The following is a 15,249-nucleotide window of genomic DNA, read 5'->3' as shown; positions in this document are numbered from 1 at the left end:
CTCCAGATCCACTCGTGTGGGTGACAGGGGGCGCCCTGGTCGTGACGTAGCGTTACGGTCATGATCGAGCCGACCGTGACCATGCCACCCAAGAGGGTGCGGCGGGCGCCCGTGCGGCGGCCCGAGCCGCCTCGCGAGACGGTGCGGTTCCCGGTCCTCGCGGTGGTCTTCGTCTGCGCCGCCTGCGGCCTGGTCTACGAACTCGAACTGGTCGCGCTCGCCTCCTACTTGATCGGCGACTCGGTCACCCAGGCCTCCGTCGTGCTCTCCGTCATGGTCTTCGCCATGGGGGTGGGATCGCTCCTCGCCAAGGCGCTGCGTTTCCGCGCCGCCGTCGGCTTCGGCCTGGTCGAGGCCGGGCTCGCGCTCGTCGGCGGCACCTCGGCGATGGTGCTGTACGCGGCCTTCGCCTGGTTCGGCGAATCGCGGTACGTCCTCGTGGCGTTCTCGCTCGCCATCGGGGTGCTCATCGGTGCGGAGATCCCGCTCCTGATGTCGCTCATACAGCGGGGCGACCGGTCGGGCCGGTCCGGGCGGAAGGCCTCGCTCGGGGAGCAGGACGACGCCGCGGGGACGGTCGCCGACCTCTTCGCCGCCGACTACGTCGGTGCCCTGGTCGGCGGCCTGGCCTTCCCCTTTCTGCTGCTGCCCTGGCTCGGCCAGCTCACCGGTGCCCTCGTCACCGGCGCGGTCAACGCCGTGGCGGGCGGCGGCCTCGTCCTCTGGGTGTTCCGCCGCGACCTGACCACCCGCTCCCGAGCCCTGCTCGTCGCGGTGAACGTGTCGGTCCTCGCCGTCCTCGCCACGGCGACCGTGCTCGTCGACGACTTCGAACAGGCCGCGCGCCGGGCGGTGTACGGGGAGCGGGTGCGGGTCGCCGTCCACACCGAGCTCCAGGAGATCATCGTGACCGGGGGCCGCGAAGGCCCGCCCGACCTGTTCCTCGACGGCCGCCTCCGGGTGGCCGGCCAGGACGAGTACCGCTACCACGAGGCCCTCGTCCACCCCGCGATGAACGGCGCGCACGACCGCGTGCTGATCGTCGGCGGCGGAGACGGCATGGCCGCCCGGGAGGCCCTGCGCTACCCCGGGGTCCGCTCCGTCACCGTGGTCGAACTCGACCCGGGCGTCGTCCTGCTCGCCCGGACGGACCCGGCCCTCGCCAGGCTCAACGGGCAGGCGTTCCGGGACCCGCGCGTCCGGGTGGTCTACGCGGACGCCTTCCGCTGGCTCCGGGGCGGCGCCACCGATCGTCTGCAGGAACGGTACGACGTGGTGATCTCCGATCTGCCCGACCCCGGAATCACCCCCAGCGCCAAGCTGTACGCGCAGGAGTTCTACGGGCTCGTGGCCCAGGTCCTCACCCCCTCAGGACGGTTCGCCGTCCATGCCGGGTCCGTCACCGACCGGCCCCGCACCTACTGGACCGTGGACGCCACCCTGCGCGCGGCCGGCTTCGCGACCCGCCCCTACAGCGCGAGCGGCCGCACCCCCGGCTTCGCCGCCGGACCCGACCGCGCCGACGGCTCCGGCGGTACGGGGCGGGGCCCCGGCGACTGGGGCTTCCTCCTGGCCGTACCGGGCAGCCGCCCGCCCGCCCTGGGTCTCGCCCCCGACGCGCCCCGGCTGCGCTCGCTCGGCGAGCACACCCTGGAGGCCGCGGCGCACCGCGCCGAGCGCGGCCGGGGCGACGCCGAACCGCCCCCGTCGACGCTGGTGCACCCGCGGTACGGAGGCTGAAGGGACCGGGTTCCGCGCCGAACGGGCGACGCCGCGCCCCCGTCTGAGTAGGCTCGGCTTCCATGGAGCATGAGGTGTTCGTCCCGGTCCCGGCCGAGGTTCTGCGTGCGACGCTCACGGACCCGGCCCGGGTGGTGCGCTGCGTCCCCGGTCTCCAGCGCGACGCCGACGCGGAGGCGGGCCCCCTGACGGGCCGGCTCAAGGTGCGGGTCGGCGGCAACACCATCACCTACCGGGGCGCCCTGAAGGTCGTCGAGCGGGACGGTGCCATCACCTACGAGGGCCGGGGGACCGAGGCCCGGGGCAAGGGCACGGCGGAGCTGTCGCTCACCGTCGTCCTCACTCCGGTGGCCGAGGGCACCAGCCTGAGCTTCACCGGCGGCCTGACGGCGGTCGGCCGGCTCGCCGAGGCGACGGACGAGGCCCGGTCCACGGCGGGCGCGCGGATGCTCGACAAGTTCGTGGAGGGGCTGGCGGCGCTGGTGGAGGAGCCGGACGCGCTGGAGGAGCCGGACGTGCCGGAGGAGCCGGACGCGGATGTGGCTCCTGAAGGAGCGGCCGCCGCCGCTGCCGATGACGTCGTCGAGCCCGACTCCGACGACGACGGGGTCGACGACGGTGTCGAGGAGCCGCACCGGAGTCCCGTCTTCGACGCGCCGGTGCCGCCGCCCTCCCTCGACCCCCTCCTGGACGAGGACTTCGGCGACAAGCCCATCGAGTTCCCCGCCCCGCAGCCCGCAGCCGAGGCCGCCCACGCCCGCCGGACCATGATCGGCCGGAGCGCCGAGGAGGTCGACCACGCGCCGCCGCGCGGCCGGTACGCCCCGGTTCCCGCGCCCGAGGCGTCGAGCGCCGGTGCCACCCTGCGCTGGATCGCCCCGGCCGCGGCCCTCGCGCTCGCCTCTGCCGTGGTCGTCGGCCGTGCACTGCGCCGACGCCGCTGACCCGATCGCCGCACACTGAGCCGGCGCCGCTGAAACGATCGCCGTGCACTGCGCCGACGCCGCCGACACGATTAGGGTCGGGGCGTGAGCATGCAGACGCACCTGACGGCGGGCGACGCCGAGTTGACCATCAGCCCCGAGAACGGCTGCCGGATCGAGAGCCTGCGCATCGGCGGCACCGAGGTGCTGCGCCAGGGCGAGCGGTTCGGGACCTTCCCGATGGTGCCCTGGTGCGGACGGACCGAGAACGGCCGCTTCCGCAACGGGGCCACCAGCCACCAGCTGCCGGTCAACGCACCTCCGCACGCCATCCACGGCACCGTCCGCGACCTCGCCTGGAAGGCCGCGAGGGTCTCCTCGACCGAGGCCGTCTTCACCTGCGAGCTCGGTGACCCGTGGCCGTACAAGGGCACGGTCACCCAGGTCTTCGAGCTGGCCGAGGACTCCCTCACCCTCCGCTTCGGCGTCGAGACCTACGACGACTCCTTCCCGGCCCAGGCCGGCTGGCACCCCTGGTTCCTGCGGAACCTCGGCAAGGGCGGCCAGGACGTGCGGCTCGACTTCACCCCGGCCTGGCAGGAGGAGCGCGGTGACGACCACCTCCCGACCGGACGCCGGATCGACCCCACCCCCGGCCCCTGGGACGACTGCTTCGGCATGCCCGAGGGGGTCGACGTCACCCTCACCTGGCCGGAGGAGCTGGAGCTGAAGGTCACCAGCCGCGCCGAGTGGGTCGTGATCTACGACGAGCCCGAGGAGGCCGTCTGTGTCGAGCCGCAGTCCGGCCCGCCGAACGGCCTCAACACCCACCCCCGTCTGGTCACCCCGATCGATCCCCTGGAGGTCGAGAGCACCTGGCGCTGGCGCCGCCTCTGAGCAGTGCCCTTTAAGCTCGGGGCATGACTGACGTACGCGCTGAGCTGCTCCAGCAGATCAAGGACAAGGCCGTGGTGCACGGCAAGGTGACCCTCTCCTCGGGTCTGGAAGCCGACTACTACATCGACCTGCGCCGGATCACGCTGGACGGCGAGGCCGCGCCGCTGGTGGGTCAGGTCATGCTCGACCTGACGGCCGACCTGGACTTCGACTGCGTCGGTGGTCTGACCCTGGGCGCCGACCCGGTCGCGACCTCGATGCTGCACGCCTCCGCCGCGCGCGGGCAGCGCCTCGACGCCTTCGTCGTCCGGAAGGCGCAGAAGGCGCACGGCATGCAGCGCCGTATCGAGGGCACGGACGTCAAGGGCCGTCGCTGCCTGGTCGTCGAGGACACCTCGACCACCGGCGGCTCGCCGCTGACCGCCGTGGAGGCCGTCCGTGAGGCCGGCGGCGAGGTCGTCGCCGTGGCCACGATCGTCGACCGGGGCGCCGCCGAGGCCATCGCCGGGGCGGGTCTGGCGTACCTCACGGGCTACCAGCTGGCCGATCTCGACCTGGCGTAACCGCCGCGAAGTCGTGACTTAGGTCCCGGGCATCGGTGATTGCTGTCCTGACCTGCGTTTTTGCCTAGGGGCGGGGTGTTTCACGTGAAACACCCCGCCCCTAGTCATGCCGGGCCCGTGGGAGCCCGGAGAAGAGTCTGGAAGGATGGGCGTCGACGATGACGTCGCCCCCAGGTCAGGGACAGCAACGCACACACCCCGCACATCACAAGGAGCGGACGAATGCCCATCGCAACCCCCGAGGTCTACAACGAGATGCTCGACCGGGCGAAGGCAGGCAAGTTCGCCTACCCGGCCATCAACGTGACTTCGTCCCAGACCCTGCACGCCGCCCTGCGCGGTTTCGCGGAGGCCGAGAGCGACGGCATCATCCAGATCTCGACCGGCGGAGCCGAGTTCCTGGGCGGCCAGTACAACAAGGACATGGTCACGGGCGCCGTTGCCCTGGCCGAGTTCGCGCACATCGTCGCCGCGAAGTACGACATCACGGTCGCGCTGCACACCGACCACTGCCCGAAGGACAAGCTGGACGGCTATGTCCGTCCGCTGCTCGACGTCTCCGCCGAGCGCGTCGCCCGCGGTGAGAACCCGCTGTTCCAGTCGCACATGTGGGACGGCTCCGCCGAGACCCTCGCCGACAACCTGGCCATCGGCCAGGAGCTGCTCGCGAAGGCCGCCGCCGCCAAGATCATCCTTGAGGTCGAGATCACCCCGACCGGTGGCGAGGAGGACGGCGTCAGCCACGAGATCAACGACGAGCTGTACACCACCGTCGACGACGCGCTCCGCACCGCCGAGGCCCTCGGCCTGGGCGAGAAGGGCCGCTACCTGCTCGCCGCCTCCTTCGGCAACGTGCACGGCGTCTACAAGCCGGGCAACGTCGTCCTCCGCCCGGAGCTCCTCAAGGACCTCCAGGCCGGTGTCGCCGAGAAGTACGGCAAGGCCTCCCCGTTCGACTTCGTCTTCCACGGCGGCTCGGGTTCCACGGCCGAGGAGATCGCCACCGCCCTGGAGAACGGCGTCGTGAAGATGAACCTCGACACCGACACCCAGTACGCCTTCACGCGTCCGGTGGCGAACCACATGTTCAAGAACTACGACGGCGTCCTGAAGGTCGACGGCGAGGTCGGCATCAAGTCGACCTACGACCCGCGCACCTGGGGCAAGCTGGCCGAGGCCGGCATGGCCGTCCGGGTGACCGAGGCGTGCGCGGCGCTGCGCTCGACCGGCACCAAGCTGAAGTAAGCGCTGAGGCAAGCGTGGTACGAGCGGCCCGGCACCCCCGCCCTGGCGTGGGGGTGCCGGGCCCTCGGCATGTCTGGAGGAGAGCGATGTCCGGAGGAGAGACCACGGTGACGACGACGTACGACTTCGACCGGGAGATCGACCGCCGCGGGACCTGGTCGGTCCAGTGGGACGGGATCGCGGACCGCTTCGGTGTCCCCGACCTGCTCCCCTTCACCATCTCCGACATGGACTTCGCCTCCCCGCCGGAGGTCCTCGCGGCCCTGCGCGACCGCGTCGACCACGGGGTCTTCGGCTACACCGACTGGCGGCTCGGCGAGTTCCGCGAGGCGATACGCCACTGGTACGCCACCCGGTACGAGGCCGAGGTCGACCCGGACTCCCTGGTGTACGCGCCCTCCGTGCTCTCCCAGCTCTCCCAGCTCCTGCGGATGTGGACCGAACCCGGCGACGGCGTCGTCGTCCACACCCCCACGTACGACGGCTTCCGCAAGGCCGTCACGGGGCTCGGGCGCGAGCTGCGCGGCGTCCCGGTCGGCGACACCGAGGCCCTCGAACAGGAGTTGGCCCGGCCGGACAGCAAGGTCCTGCTGCTCTGCTCCCCGCACAACCCGACCGGCCGGGTGTGGACGGAGGACGAGCTCCGGGAGTTCGCCGCCCTCGCCGAGCGCCACGGCGCGGCCGTCGTCAGCGACGAGATCCACGCCGACCTGACCACCGAGGGCCACCGCCACATCCCGTGGACCCGGATCGCCGAGCGGGGCCGGGGCCGGCGCTGGGCGCTGGTCACCTCGGCCACCAAGGCCTTCAATTTCCCCGCGCTCTCCGGCTCGTACGGGATCATCGGCGACCCCGACGAGCGCGCGGCCTTCGTCCGGCGCATGGAGACCGGGGAGGGGCTCGCCTCGCCCGCCGTGCTCTCGCTGACCGCCCACATCGCCGCGTACCGGCACGGCGCGGCCTGGCTGGACGAGCTGCGCGCGTATGTGGCGGGCACGATGACCATCGTCCGGGAGCGGCTGGCCGAAGGTCTTCCGGGGGTGGTCTGGGAGCCCCCGCAGGCCGGCTATCTGGCCTGGATCGACCTGCGGCCGCTCGGCATCGAGGAGACCCGGCTCCAGGAGGAGCTGGTGACCGTCGAGAAGGTCGCGATCATGCCGGGCGGGGTCTACGGCACCCCCGGCTTCGTCCGGCTGAACGTGGGCTGCACCCGCAGGAAGGCGGAGCGGGGCGTGGACGCCCTGGTCCGGGCGGCGGGACGGCTGCGGACGACCTGAGGGGGCGGCGGCGGGACGGCTGCGGACGACCTGAGGGGGCGGCGGCGGGACGGCCGCGGACGGCCTGAGGAGGGCGGCGGCGGGCCCGGTCGCGCGCGGTGCGGATACCGGGAGGCGGTGTGTCGCAGGCGTGTTCTAGTCTTCCTGCACTGCGCCCCGTGTTGAGGGGCCGGAATCATGCTCTTTGGGGGGCTCTTCATCGTGCGCAAGCGCGCTCTCTCGGCCGCGACGTCGTTCGCGGTCCTTGTCGGTTCCGCGGCGCTGGTCGCGGGCGCGGCCGGCCCGGCGGCCGCCGACAGCAGCAAGGCTCTGCCGATGTCGTCCGTGGGCGACATGGTGGTGGACGGTGTCCACCGGAAGATCTTCATCAGCGACCCGTACCTCGGGAAGGTCGTCGCGACCGACTACGCGGGCACGGTCCTGAGCACCGTCACCGGTCTGCCCGGCGTCACCGGGCTCGCGCTCTCCGCCGACGCGGGGAGCCTGTACGCCGCGGTGCCGGGCTCCGACCTCGTCGTCGCGCTCGACGCCGGGACCGTGACCGAACGGGCCCGGTACGCCACCGGCGAGGGCACCGACCCGCAGTACGTCGCGCTCGCGGGCGGCAGGATCTGGTTCGGCTACGGCAACGGCGACCACGGCGACATCGGGTCGGTCGACACCTCGGGCGCCGAACCCGTGGTGACCCTGGCCCAGGACACCGAGCTGAACTACTCGGGCGCCCCCCGGCTCGTCTCCTCGCCGACGGACCCGAACGCCTTCGCGGCGATGTCCTCGTACTACCACCGGTTCCTGCTGGGCACGTACGACGCGTCCACCGGCACCGCCACCCGCACCGCGCGCACCGCCGCCGACGTCGGCTCGGTGGGCATGGCCAACGACCTCGCCTACACCCCGGACGGCGGCAAGCTCATCACGGCCACGGCCGGCAACCGCCACCGGGTGTGGCGGACCACCGACATGGCCGAGCTGCCGTCCTACGCCAGCGAATACCACGGCACCGCAGTGGCCGTCGCACCCGACGGCACCGTGGCGGCCGGCTCCGACGCCCCGTACGACCCGGACGTGTTCGTCTACCGGCCCGGCGAGACGAAGCCCGTGCGGCGGTACGACTTCCCGAACACGGGGGTCTACAGCGGCGGCGACGGCCTCGCCTACAGCGCCCTCTCCTGGGAGCCGGGCGGCAGCCGCCTGTTCGCGGTGACCACGGCCTCCAGCGGCAACAGCGTCCGGCTGCACGTCCTGGACACCCCGACCAAGTCCCTGCCGACGGTCACCGTGAAGGTCCCGTCCACCGTGGCGGTTCTCAAGGCGATCACCGTCTCCGGCACGATCGCGGCGACGCTGAACCTGCCGGTCGGCTCGCCGCTCACCGTGACGCGGTACGACGCCGAGTTCCCGAAGGGCAAGGCGCTCGGGACGAGGAAGCTCGGGGCGAACGGCACGTTCTCGTTCCCCGACACCCCGACCGCGGCGGGCAACGTCACCTACAAGGTGGCGTACGCGGGTGACGCCACGCACGTGGGCGCGAGCGGCACGGCGGTCGTCAAGGTGACCCCGTTCAAGACCGCGCTGACGCTGGACCGGAACAGGCTCACCGTCAACTACGGCACCAACGTCACGTACACGGCGTCCCTCGGCTGGTCGTACCGGAACCGGGTGGTGGAGATCTGGTCCGACCCGTACGGGCCGGAGCCCAGGCGGCTGCTCAAGCGCGGCACGGTCAACTCGGCGGGGAAGCTGTCGGTGACGACCCGGATGACCCGCGACACCTGGGTGACCGCGGACTTCGCCGGTGACACCCGCTCCGGCCGGGCCCATGTCGGCTCCACCGTGTACACCCGGGCCGGCCTGACGACCTCGCTGTCCCGGCACTACAAGTGGTCGAAGATCGGCAGCATCTGGTACCAGAGCTACCACCAGACCGGCGACGTGATGGTCACCGCGTGGAACAACCCGTACCCGGGCCGGATGACCAAGTACGAGGTCCAGGTCTGGTACGCGGGCGCCTGGCGCACGGGCTCCGAGGACTACGTCCGGCTGAGCAGCGGCGGTATGGCGTACATCCTGTTCGACGGAGCCGGAGCGGCCGGCGTCCGCGCCCGGGTCCGCACGGCGTACGTGGACGGCACGTCCGGTGACAACGTGAACACCACGATCCACGGCGCGTGGAAGTACTTCAACATCACCCGCTGACCCGTCCACCGCAGCCCCGTCCACCGTCCTCTCGGATTCCGGTGGGCGGGGCTTCGGCGTTCGGGGGACCATGCAGGCATGGGCGAGCGCGACGTGCGGATGGCCTCCAGGGCCGGGCGATGGATCGTGTTCACGACCGTCCTCGGCTCCGGCATGGCGCTCCTCGACTCCACCGTCGTCAATGTGGCGCTGCCGCACATCGGCGAGGACCTGGGCGCCGACCTGGCCGTTCTCCAGTGGACGGTCAACGCCTACATGCTCACCCTTGCCGGGCTGATCCTGCTCGGCGGATCGCTCGGCGACCGGTTCGGGCGGCGCCGGGTCTTCGTGATCGGCGTGGTGTGGTTCGCCTTCGCCTCGCTCCTGTGCGGCCTCGCCCCGAACGCCGGGGTGCTCATCGCCGCCCGCGCTCTCCAGGGTGTGGGCGGGGCGCTGCTCACCCCCGGGTCCCTGGCGCTGATCCAGGCGAGTTTCCACGAGGACGACCGGGCCAGGGCGGTCGGCCTGTGGTCCGGCTTCGGCGGGGTGGGGGCGGCGATCGGGCCGTTCGTGGGCGGCTGGCTGGTGGACGGGCCGGGCTGGCGGTGGGTGTTCCTGCTGAACGTGCCGCTCGCCGCCCTCTGCGTCCCCGTCGCGCTGAGGCACGTCCCCGAATCGCGGGACGAGACCGTGCACGGCCGCTTCGACGTGCTCGGCGCGGTCCTGGGCGCGGCGGGGCTCGCGCTCGTGACGTACGCGCTGATCGGCGAGGCCTGGTGGGCCGGGGCGGCCGGGGTCCTCGTCGGCGCCTGGTTCGTGGTCGTGGAGCGGCGGCGCGGCGAACGCGCGATGGTGCCGTCGTCGATCTTCGCGTCCCGGATGTTCACCGCGGTCAACCTGGTCACGCTGTGCGTGTACGCCGCGTTCGGCGGTTTCTTCTTCCTGGCCGCCCTCCAGCTCCAGGTGGTGGCGGGCTACTCGGCGCTCGGTGCCGGCACGGCCCTGCTGCCCACGACCGTTCTGATGCTGCTGCTCTCGGCGAAGTCCGGGGAGCTGGGGGAGCGGATCGGGCCCCGGATCCCGCTGACGGTGGGGCCGCTGCTGTGTGCCGCGGGCATGCTCCTGATGCTGCGGGTCGGTGAGGACGCCGCGTACGTTCGGGACGTGCTGCCGGCGCTGCTGGTGCTCGGGCTCGGGATGACGGCCCTGGTCGCGCCGCTGACCGCGACCGTGCTCGCCTCGGTGGACGTGTCCCGGGCGGGTCTGGCCAGCGGCATCAACAACGCGGCGGCGCGGGCGGCCGGGCTGCTCGCGGTGGCCGCGCTGCCGATGCTCGCCGGGATGAGCCCGGAGGCGTACCTCTCGGCGGAGGAGTTCGGGTCGACGTTCCGGCGGGCGATGCCGATGTGCGCGGGGATCCTGGTGGTGGGCGCGGTGATCGCGTGGACGACGATGCGGACCCCGGCGGCGGCGTACTGCCATCCGGAGTGCAAGGTGCACTGCGGGGTGTCGTCCCCGCCGCTCGACCCGGGACACCGGGACGCCTCGGCCTGAGGGGGGCCCGGTGCTTCCCCGCCACAGGGCCTCCGGCAGGCGGGACTGAGGCAGACTGGCCCCATGGCCATGCATGAGAACCTCCTGGGGGGACCGGCCCCCACCCACCTGCCCGACGACCCGGGTCCGCGCGAGCTGCTCGCGAACGGTACGGCGCCGGCGGAAGTCGCCGCGAAGTACCCGACCTCCTCGCTCGCCTGGGCCCAGCTCGCGGACGACGCGTACGAGCGCGGCTCGGTCGTCGAGTCGTACGCCTACGCCCGTACCGGCTACCACCGCGGCCTCGACGCGCTGCGCCGCAACGGCTGGAAGGGCCACGGCCCGGTGCCGTGGGAGCACGAGCCGAACCGCGGCTTCCTGCGCGCCCTGCACTCGCTCGCCCGCGCGGCCGGCGAGATCGGCGAGAAGGACGAGTTCGAGCGCTGCACGACCTTCCTGCGGGACTCCTCGGAGACCGCGGCGGAGACGCTCGGCTGACATCGCCCGACGGCTGAAACTGGCCGGATTTCCCCTGCTCCGACGGACCGGGGGAAATCCGGACAGACTCCCCGCGCCGTTCGAGGGTGTTCGACTGGGACCGGTACGATCCCCGGAACCGCAGGACCGAACACGCCGGTACCGAGGCGCATTTCCCTCTTCCCCCACTGCCGGCCGACGCAGGGGAGAAGTCTGTCGTGGGCAAGCGTGCCGCATCCGCAGGACGGCGACGAACGCGGAGCCGGCGGCGGGACAGAGGCAGCCGCGGCCCCGCCGGCCGGCTCGTCCTGCCGACGCTGGTCCTGATGACGGTCGCGCTCGGCGCCGGCGTCGCCCTCGCTCACTTCAACGGCCCGCCCGCAGAGGTCACGGCGGCCCCGGCCACCACCCCCGCGCCGCCGGCGACCACCGAGAGCCCGGCGCCGAGGAAGACCGCTCCGACTCCCCGGTCCACGACGGCGAAACCGAAACCGCCGCCGAAATCGAGGTCGACCCCGTCCCCGAAACCGAAGCCGAAGCCGACGCCGAAGCCGAAGTCGATCCCGCTGAAGCCGCCCACCGTGCCGAAGTCCGGCGCCGGGACCTTCACCACCGCGCAGGCCTCCGGTGCACCGGTCGGCGACAGCGGCGAACTGCGCCGCTACCGGGTCCAGGTCGAGGAGGGCATCGAGCTGTCGGCGCGCGACACGGCCGCCGAGATCCAGCGGATCCTGGCGCATCCGCGCGGCTGGGCCGCGCACGGTCGGGGCCGCTTCCAGCTGGTCTCGGGGGACGCCGACTTCGTCATCCGGATCGCCACCCCGGACACGGCCGACGCGCTCTGCCTGCAGCAGGGCCTGGACACCCGCGGTGAGCTGAACTGCGAGACCACCGACGGGGTCGTGGTGAACCTCAAGCGGTGGATGCTGGGCTCGCCGACCTTCGCGGGGGAGGCCGCCGAGTACCGGCACCTGATCATCAACCACGAGGTCGGGCACGAGATCGGCATCCGGCAGCACATGGGCTGCCCGGGTCCGGGCAAGCCCGCGCCCGCGATGATGCAGCAGATCAAGGGCCTCGACGGATGTCGATCGAACGCATTTCCGTATGACGAAGACGGGAGCTACATCACCGGGCCGATCGTGTCATGATGCGCTTGGGACGGCGCGCGACGAAGCCCGCCTCCCGAGGGGACCGGGGCTCCCGTGACGTACGGACGACCGTGCGCACGGTGGAGCAGACCGCTACCCGGTAGTTCGTATCGAGGAGACAGAAATGTCACTCTCCCCGGGTTCTCCCGATTCCGGAGCCGGTTCGGTCACCAACGACCCGAACCTCGACTTCGCCGGCACGACGCCGTACGAGGACTACGTCCAGGCGGACGTCCTGACCCACCTCCAGCACCTCCGCTCGGACGACCCCGGCGAGATGGTCTTCCTGGTCACCACCCAGGTCATGGAGCTGTGGTTCACCGTGATCGTCCACGAGTGGGAGACCGCGAGCCGCGCCCTGCGCGAGGACCGCGTCCCCGTCGCGATGGACGCGCTCAAGCGCTCCGTGCGCGAGCTGGAGGCCCTCAACCACTCCTGGCGGCCGCTCGCCCAGCTCACCCCCGCACAGTTCAACGCCTACCGTGCTGCGCTCGGCGAGGGCTCCGGCTTCCAGTCCGCGATGTACCGGCGGATGGAGTTCCTGCTCGGCGAGAAGTCCGCGTCCATGCTCGTCCCGCACCGGGGCGCGCCCCGCGTCCACGCCGAGCTGGAGAAGGCGCTCCACGAGCCGAGCCTGTACGACGAGGTCCTCGGGCTGCTCGCCCGCCGCGGCCTGCCCGTCCCGGCCGCCGTCCTCGGCCGCGATCTCGCGCAGCGGTACGAGCCCTCGGCCGAGGTCGAGGCGGTCTGGGCCGGGATCTACGCGGACGCCGACCAGAACGGCGAGCTCGTGCGGCTCGGCGAGGCGCTCAGCGACGTCGCCGAACTGGTCTGGCGATGGCGCAACGACCACCTGGTGGCGACCCGCCGCGCGATGGGCTCGAAGACCGGCACCGGCGGCTCGGCGGGCGTGGCCTGGCTGGAGAAGCGGGCGCAGAAGAACGTCTTCCCGGAGCTCTGGACGGCGCGCAGCCATGTCTGAGACTGATGCCATGGCAGACCTCCAGAAGAAGGCGCGCGCACTCGACACCGCGGACGAACTCGGCAAGCACCGCGAGAAGTTCGCGCTCGACGAGGGGACCGTCTACCTCGACGGCAACTCCCTCGGCGCGCTGCCCGCCCACGTCCCCGCCCGGATGGCCGACGTCATCACCCGCGAGTGGGGCGAGCTCCGCATCCGCTCCTGGGACGAGTCCGGCTGGTGGACCGCGCCCGAGCGGATCGGCGACCGGATCGCCCCGATCGTGGGCGCCGCCCCGGGACAGATCGTGGTCGGCGACTCGACCAGCGTGAACGTCTTCAAGGCGGTCGTCGCGGCGGCCCGGCTGAGCGCCGACGACCGCGACGAGATCCTCGTCGACGCGACGACCTTTCCCACGGACGGGTACATCGCGGAGTCCGCGGCGCGGATGACGGGTCACCGGATCGTGCCCGTCGACCCGGCCGCCATGGCCTCGGCGGCCGGCCCGCGGACGGCCGCCGCGCTCGTCAACCACGTCGACTACCGCAGCGGCCGCCGCCACGACCTGCCCGGCATCACGGCCGCGCTGCACGCGGCGGGCGCGCTCGCCGTCTGGGACCTGTGCCACAGCGCGGGTGCCCTGCCGGTCGGCCTGGACGCGCACGGGGTCGACCTGGCCGTCGGCTGCACGTACAAGTACCTGAACGGCGGGCCCGGTTCGCCGGCCTACCTGTACGTCGCCGAGCGCCACCAGGCCGCTTTCGACTCGCCGCTGCCCGGCTGGAACTCGCACACCGACCCGTTCGCCATGACCCCCGGGTACGCGGCGGCCGCGGGCGCCGTGCGGGGCCGGGTCGGGACGCCCGACATCCTCTCGATGCTGGCCCTCGAAGCGGCGCTGGACGTCTGGGACGGCGTCGCGATCGAGGACGTACGGGCCAAGTCCCTGGCGCTCACGGACTTCTTCCTGGAGTGCGTGCGCGCCTACGTGCCGGCGGGCGGCGTCACGTCCGTGACGCCGGAGGCGCACGACGAGCGCGGCAGCCAGACCGCGCTCGCCTGCGAGAACGCGCCCGCCGTCATGGCCGAGCTGATCAAGCGCGGTGTCGTCGGCGATCTGCGCCGCCCCGACATCCTGCGGTTCGGCTTCACCCCGCTGTACGTCGGCTTCGCGGACGCGGAGCGGGCGGCGCGGGTGCTCGCGGAGGTCCTGGCGGACCTGCCCGGCTGAGGCCCCGACCGGGTTCCGCGCGGTCTCGCGCGGTCTCGTACGGTCCGATGATCGCCTGATCTGCGGGGGCTCCACTCCTGGTACCGTCCCCGCAGGTCAGGCCAATTCGGCCTCGTATCCGAGAGGTTGGAACAGCATGCCGGACCCCGCCGCGCGCGATGCCGCCGAAGAGGCGTCGGCCTTCTCGCACCCGGCCGTCCCCCCGGACGTCTCCGCCGCGTACGGCGCCCACCCGGACCAGGTGATCGACTTCTACGCCCCGCGCGACGGGCGGACCAGTGCGCCGCTCGTCGTCGCCCTGCACGGCGGGGCGTGGCGGGCGCCGTACGACCGGCAGCACCTGACCCCGTTCGTGGACTTCCTGGCCCGGCGCGGCTTCGCCGTGGCGAACGTCGAGTACCGGCGCGGCAGCGACATCCCCCGGCAGGGTGGTGCCACTCCGGTCGCCGGGCGCTGGCCCGAGACCTTCGACGACGTCGCGGCCGCGCTCGACGCCCTGCCCGGACTCGCCGCCGTCCACCTGCCGCAGGCAGACACCGGCCGGATCGTGCTCACCGGCCACTCGGCGGGCGGCCAGCTCGCCCTCTGGGCCGCCGCCCGGCACGTCCTGCCCGCCGGTTCCCCGTGGCGGCTGCCCGCCCCGCCCGCGCTGCGCGGGGTCGTCGCCCTCGCCCCCATCGCCCACTTCGGCCGGTCGGTCGAGCTGGGGGTGTGCGGCGGCGCGGTCAGCGAACTGCTCGGCGGACCGTCCTCGTACGAGGAGCGGGCGGCCCACACCGACCCCTCGGTGCTGCTGCCGACCGGGATCGCGACCACCGTCGTCCAGGGCCGTACGGACGTCGACGTGCCGTACGCCGTCGCCGACGCCTACGCCGAGGCGGCCGCGAAGGCGGGCGAGACGGTCGGCGTGACGCTCCTGGAGGAGGTCGGCCACTTCCCGCTGATCGACCCGGCGGCGGACGCGTGCGCGGTGGTGGCGGAGGAGATCGCCCAGCTGGCCTGGTGATCCCGCGGACCGAACCCCGGCGAGCCCGACCCGACGCCCTTCTGAGCCGGGGGACGGACGGGAGCCGGGG

The 15,249-nt window shown here is 72.7% G+C and carries 14 protein-coding genes; 13 read left to right on the top strand and 1 reads right to left on the bottom strand.

Features of this window, described 5'->3' with window-relative positions:
• Window positions 1-60 precede the first annotated feature (60 nt).
• The 9 genes from E0F75_RS07930 to E0F75_RS07890 all read left to right on the top strand — a co-directional run bounded on the left by E0F75_RS07930 (window position 61) and on the right by E0F75_RS07890 (window position 10,851).
• Window positions 61-1,740, top strand: coding sequence for a polyamine aminopropyltransferase (locus E0F75_RS07930; protein ID WP_374115381.1), 1,680 nt, complete (start codon window positions 61-63; stop codon window positions 1,738-1,740).
• 62 nt (window positions 1,741-1,802) lie between these two features.
• Window positions 1,803-2,684, top strand: a complete 882-nt coding sequence (locus E0F75_RS07925; RefSeq protein ID WP_187621792.1) for an SRPBCC family protein — start codon at window positions 1,803-1,805, stop codon at window positions 2,682-2,684.
• A gap of 90 nt (window positions 2,685-2,774) precedes the next feature.
• Window positions 2,775-3,560 carry an aldose 1-epimerase gene (locus E0F75_RS07920; protein ID WP_187622152.1) on the top strand — a complete coding sequence of 262 codons (786 nt, stop codon included), beginning with the start codon at window positions 2,775-2,777 and terminating at the stop codon, window positions 3,558-3,560.
• 23 nt (window positions 3,561-3,583) lie between these two features.
• The gene (gene pyrE / locus E0F75_RS07915) at window positions 3,584-4,123 is read left to right on the top strand and encodes an orotate phosphoribosyltransferase (RefSeq protein ID WP_073908223.1); all 540 of its coding nucleotides are present in this window, start codon (window positions 3,584-3,586) and stop codon (window positions 4,121-4,123) included.
• Window positions 4,124-4,345: 222 nt separating this feature from the next.
• The gene (gene fbaA, locus E0F75_RS07910) at window positions 4,346-5,368 is read left to right on the top strand and encodes a class II fructose-bisphosphate aldolase (RefSeq protein ID WP_187621791.1); all 1,023 of its coding nucleotides are present in this window, start codon (window positions 4,346-4,348) and stop codon (window positions 5,366-5,368) included.
• Between the two features lie 86 nt (window positions 5,369-5,454).
• Window positions 5,455-6,645, top strand: a complete 1,191-nt coding sequence (locus E0F75_RS07905) for a MalY/PatB family protein (protein WP_187621790.1) — start codon at window positions 5,455-5,457, stop codon at window positions 6,643-6,645.
• A gap of 177 nt (window positions 6,646-6,822) precedes the next feature.
• Complete coding sequence (locus E0F75_RS07900; RefSeq protein ID WP_187621789.1) at window positions 6,823-8,841, top strand: Ig-like domain repeat protein; 2,019 nt, start codon at window positions 6,823-6,825, stop codon at window positions 8,839-8,841.
• Between the two features lie 78 nt (window positions 8,842-8,919).
• Complete coding sequence (locus E0F75_RS07895; protein ID WP_187621788.1) at window positions 8,920-10,374, top strand: MFS transporter; 1,455 nt, start codon at window positions 8,920-8,922, stop codon at window positions 10,372-10,374.
• Between the two features lie 63 nt (window positions 10,375-10,437).
• Window positions 10,438-10,851 carry a DUF3151 domain-containing protein gene (locus E0F75_RS07890; RefSeq protein WP_030323572.1) on the top strand — a complete coding sequence of 138 codons (414 nt, stop codon included), beginning with the start codon at window positions 10,438-10,440 and terminating at the stop codon, window positions 10,849-10,851.
• A 340-nt stretch (window positions 10,852-11,191) separates the two neighbouring features.
• Here the strand turns inward: E0F75_RS07890 and E0F75_RS07885 are convergent, their stop codons facing one another.
• Window positions 11,192-11,443: a hypothetical protein gene (locus E0F75_RS07885; protein WP_229312586.1), complete on the bottom strand. Its 252-nt coding sequence runs from the start codon at window positions 11,441-11,443 to the stop codon at window positions 11,192-11,194.
• On the opposite strand from E0F75_RS07885, the gene E0F75_RS07880 reads away from it, so the two are divergent.
• The 4 genes from E0F75_RS07880 (at window position 11,412) to E0F75_RS07865 (ending at window position 15,179) form a co-directional block, all read left to right on the top strand.
• Window positions 11,412-11,981 carry a DUF3152 domain-containing protein gene (locus E0F75_RS07880; protein ID WP_229312585.1) on the top strand — a complete coding sequence of 190 codons (570 nt, stop codon included), beginning with the start codon at window positions 11,412-11,414 and terminating at the stop codon, window positions 11,979-11,981. The two genes, E0F75_RS07885 and E0F75_RS07880, sit on opposite strands and share 32 nt — an antisense overlap.
• Window positions 11,982-12,105: 124 nt before the next feature.
• Window positions 12,106-12,963 carry a tryptophan 2,3-dioxygenase gene (locus E0F75_RS07875; protein ID WP_187621786.1) on the top strand — a complete coding sequence of 286 codons (858 nt, stop codon included), beginning with the start codon at window positions 12,106-12,108 and terminating at the stop codon, window positions 12,961-12,963.
• Between the two features lie 10 nt (window positions 12,964-12,973).
• On the top strand, window positions 12,974-14,173 hold the full coding sequence (kynU, locus tag E0F75_RS07870) for a kynureninase (protein WP_187621785.1): 1,200 nt from the start codon (window positions 12,974-12,976) through the stop codon (window positions 14,171-14,173).
• A gap of 136 nt (window positions 14,174-14,309) precedes the next feature.
• A complete protein-coding gene (locus E0F75_RS07865; RefSeq protein ID WP_187621784.1) occupies window positions 14,310-15,179 on the top strand; it encodes an alpha/beta hydrolase in 870 nt (289 codons plus the stop codon).
• Window positions 15,180-15,249: the final 70 nt, after the last annotated feature.

It is taken from the genome of Streptomyces sp. CB02980 (assembly GCF_014451325.2).
GTDB lineage: Bacteria > Actinomycetota > Actinomycetes > Streptomycetales > Streptomycetaceae > Streptomyces.
The sequence above is the reverse complement of the archived record's forward strand: the minus strand, read 5'-3'. Positions and strand labels throughout refer to the sequence as shown.